General features: G+C 32.6%; 2 protein-coding genes. One reads left to right on the forward strand and one right to left on the reverse strand.

What is annotated here, in order from left to right:
- Positions 1–382 precede the first annotated feature (382 nt).
- Positions 383–2683 carry an FdhF/YdeP family oxidoreductase gene (locus ABW636_RS22470; protein WP_367592343.1) on the reverse strand — a complete coding sequence of 767 codons (2301 nt, stop codon included), beginning with the start codon at positions 2681–2683 and terminating at the stop codon, positions 383–385.
- A gap of 638 nt (positions 2684–3321) precedes the next feature.
- Between ABW636_RS22470 and ABW636_RS22475 the strand changes: the two genes are divergently transcribed.
- Complete coding sequence (locus ABW636_RS22475) at positions 3322–3984, forward strand: hypothetical protein (RefSeq protein WP_367592344.1); 663 nt, start codon at positions 3322–3324, stop codon at positions 3982–3984.
- Positions 3985–4288 lie beyond the last annotated feature (304 nt).

Genomic DNA, 4288 nt, shown 5'->3' on the forward strand with positions numbered 1-4288 from the left:
CTTTTTTTATTCTGACAAGACTTTTTTAAAAAAAATAATTAAAAAATAATTAAAAAATAAATCTCAAAATTAATACCTCAATGAACAACAAAACTTATAGCCGTTTTGCGGGTGCAAACATACAACTGTTTTCTGCTTTCACAACTATAAATTTGCATTTTTTTTACATTAAATTAACAACTAACTGAATACTCACACGTTACAAACTAAACTTTTTAAAAAAAAATCAACACATCATTTTAAAACTCCCATTATTCTAGAAAAACGCGTTAGGGATCGAAGGGAAAACCCCGCAATACGCCAAAAGCGTGTGAGGAGTTGCAACGTAGAGCCCGACCCGAAGCAGAGCCAAGGGAAACGCTATAAAAACAAAACACTCGTACTATTGCAATAGATCTAACCGTACTACGATGGACTTACTTATTGGGGTATGACTCTTGTCTGCATAATGATTATAAGGAACCAATACATTGGTTTCTGGAAAATAAGAAGCCAAATTACCTTCTGGAATATTATATGGAATAACCAAAAACTGAGAAGCTCTTCTTTCTTTTGCGTCATAATTACTAACCAAATCAACTACATCTAGCTTTTGCAGCTTATGTCTCTGCATATCTTTTGGGTTCATAAAGACAACTCTCCTTTCATTATACACCCCTCTATAGCGATCATCTAATCCATAAATTGTTGTATTGAACTGATCATGGGAACGAATGGTCATTAACAAAAACTCATCGATAGCTAATGAATGGTCTGGCAAACTACATGCACTAAACTTTGCTTTATTTCCTGGCAGCTTACTAAAATCTAATTCTCTTACATTATTTGGAAGATAATAGCCGGTTCCTTTGGATTTGGCATTTACATTATCAAACCCTTTTATAACTAGTGCCATCTTATCTCTTATCAACTCATAATTAATACATAGATTTTTCCAATCTACAGCATGTCCTTTACTAAAGTATGTATGAGCTATATTTCCTATTATTTCGGGTTCACTTTTTAGATTTCCTGAAACCGGTTTTAGAATTCCTTTGGATTGATGAACTTTACCCATACTATTTTCTACAGTTACATATCTTGGTTTTCCATCAACCATATCTACTTCTGATCTTCCTAAGGTTGGTAGGATCAAAGCTGTTTTGCCAGGTACAAGATGTGTTCTATTAAGCTTGGTACTTATATTTACTGTAAGGTTACATCGCTGAAGTGCCTCTGCTGTATATAATGTATCGGATGCTGCTGATAAAAAATTACCTCCTAATGCTATAAATACTTTTGCATTGCCATCGTGCATTGCTTTTATAGCATGTACCGTATCTAAACCTTCTTTATCTGGAGGGGTAAAGTTAAATGTTTTTTGTATGGTCTCATTTAATTCTTTGGAAACATGATGCATAATACCAACACTACGATCTCCTTGTACATTACTATGTCCTCTAACAGGGCATGTTCCTGCTCCTGGTTTTCCTAAACTTCCTTTAAGCAATAAGAGATTTACACACTCTTTTATATTATCTACACCATTTTTATGTTGCGTCAACCCCATTGCCCAACATATGATAATCTTATTTTTCTCTGCTAATAAATGAACGGTTTCATTTACTTTTTCTAACTGTACGCCACAATGAACTAATAATTCTTCTTCTGAGTATTTTTCTAAATCCTGTATCAATACTTCATATCCATCGGTATACGTTTCTATAAACCGATGATCAAAAACGTTTTCACCTTCTTTATCTAGTACAGCTAGCTTTTTAATGATCAATTTAAGTAATGCTACATCTTGATTTATTTTTACCTGAAGATGAATATCAGTTAAGGCAGTACCTGAAGATAAAAGTCCTTTTACTTCTTGAGGGTTTTTAAATCTAATGAGTCCCGCTTCTTCTAAAGGATTAATACTAATTACTTTTCCTCCATTTTCTTTACACTTTTGTAAGGCCGATAGCATTCTGGGGTGATTAGTTCCTGGGTTTTGCCCAATTACAATGACAACCTCTGCTTTGTCAAAATCATCCAACTTCACAGATCCTTTTCCAATTCCCAATGTCTCATTTAAAGCCACACCACTAGATTCATGACACATATTCGAACAATCGGGCATATTATTGGTTCCGAATGCTCTTACAAACAAACCATATAAAAAGGCTGCTTCGTTACTGGATCTCCCTGATGTATAAAACACTCCTTCGTCTGGAGAATTAAGTACTTTTAATTCTTTTGCTATTAACTGGTATGCTTTTTCCCAGGTTATCGACTCATAATAAATACTATCAGGTCTTAATACCATGGGTTCTGTTAAGCGCCCACTCTTTCCTATTTGATAATCTGACCATCGTGACAGTTCTTCTATCGAGTATTTTGCAAAAAAATCTCTATCTACCCTTTTATTAGTCGCCTCTTCTGCAATTGCTTTTACACCATTTTCACAATACTCTCCTATTTTAGATGGCTTCTCGGGGTCTGGCCATGCACAACCAGGACAATCAAACCCTTCTTTTTGATTCATTTGTGATAATGCATGAAATGATTTGACTACCCCCATTTCTTTAAACGCATGCTGAAGTGCAATTTTTACAGCCGGTAATCCAGCAGCATATTGGGCAGGTGTTTTTAACCTTATTCCTGTAAAAGTATCAGGGCCAAGTATAGAGATATCTCTTTTTTTGATGGTACTCATAATGTTATATAATTCTTTTCTTACTTTAACACTAACCTAAGTTAACATCTAGTTACATTTATATCAAAATTAGAAAAAACAAAAAAGGAGGATCAAATTTGATTATGCCAATGTTACCTAGAAAATTGAAAATCACCTCCTTTTTCTATCAAAATCCAGGCAACTCATAAGGCATTAAAACATGTTTATAGGTTAATGATTCCTATGGACTTTGTTCTTCCTTAAAATAACTAAAATGGAATATACTATTATTTATGGAATTGATGTTTCTAATATCAAAGGAGAACACCTGCAATTTGACATCCAATACAAATAATCAGTTCCCTATTTTTTTGAAAATCTGATATATTAAAAATTACTGCTTCAGGAATGATAACATCTTCTAACCAATTATAAAGACTTCATTTCTAAGTAATTTCAAATATCCATAAAAAACACACACCAGATGAGGTTTATTATTATATAATGTACAATTTTGGTCTTGAATTAGACTATATATCACCACATACAATTAAATATACTATTCATACAACTAAATATACTGTTCATACAATTAAATATACCATTGATACATTCAGCACTTTGTAAATTCCTTTTTTTTAATACTTTCGGATTTTCAACCTTAAAACTTTAACTAAATGAAAAATTATGTTCGAATTACCTTAAAAATTATGCCTTTAATGCTCTTAGTAGCAATACTAGTCAGCTGTGAAAAGGACGATCAAAACGAAGGCTTATCAAGTGGTATTGACCCTGATTCAGAAACGCAAGTGATAGGAAAAAGCCAACAAGACTTTAGGGTCTATAGAACTTTTCCGAGGACGTCGGAGGGACATGCTGAAATGGTAGCTTATAGAAATGATCATTTTTCGGATAATGCATATGTTCTTCAAATTTTTAACCTTACGGATCAAGCTTTAAGCGTTTCAGATAAACGAAGAGGTAGTAGAGCAACTTTTAACCATAAACTTGATCCGAAAATGGTAATGGTAATGAGTACATCTAACAAAGAGACTTATTTCAATTTAAGACCCTATTCAAACAATCCTAATCAGACATGGGATGGTCATTTCAGAGAGATAGATATTACTATAGATGATGGTGTTAATAAAGAAATAAAAGGTAGTTTAGAAAATCTTGGAGGAGTTTTAGATGGGCCACCACTTGTTGCATCTTCTAAGAATAATTCAATAATTAACGAAACTTTTGATTATTTGTATGCCGAAAGAAGAATTGCCATTACTCCATATATTAATGGAAACAACATTGGAGCAGATATCTATTTTTTTACTAGGGATTAACAGAAGTATCATATGAAGATATCCCTACTTGAGATTGGTTGGGTTTCTATTCTATATACAACACAATTTTACCTTATTAGAGATATAGACATTGTAATAACTGTAAGCAATTGATTTATTATAGTGTTTATAAGGTTTTTGAGACGAAGTGGTCTAGAAAATATTTTTTCTGAATATTAATGAAGAGGTCGTCTAAAAAGTTATTTTTAGGCGATTTTCTTTTTCATCCATTATGGTTTTTGTTGATTTTTTTCAATTTTAGGATTAAAAGATGTGTTTTAAAAAGGCACACGCAATCCTATAT

It is taken from the genome of Aquimarina discodermiae (assembly GCF_040786235.1).
GTDB lineage: Bacteria > Bacteroidota > Bacteroidia > Flavobacteriales > Flavobacteriaceae > Aquimarina.

What these genes read in the sequence shown, in the direction of transcription:
- ABW636_RS22470 (WP_367592343.1), bottom strand. Translation starts at nt 2,683, where the DNA reads ATGAGTACCATCAAAAAAAGAGATATCTCTATACTTGGCCCTGATACT.
- ABW636_RS22475 (WP_367592344.1), top strand. Translation starts at nt 3,322, where the DNA reads ATGAAAAATTATGTTCGAATTACCTTAAAAATTATGCCTTTAATGCTC.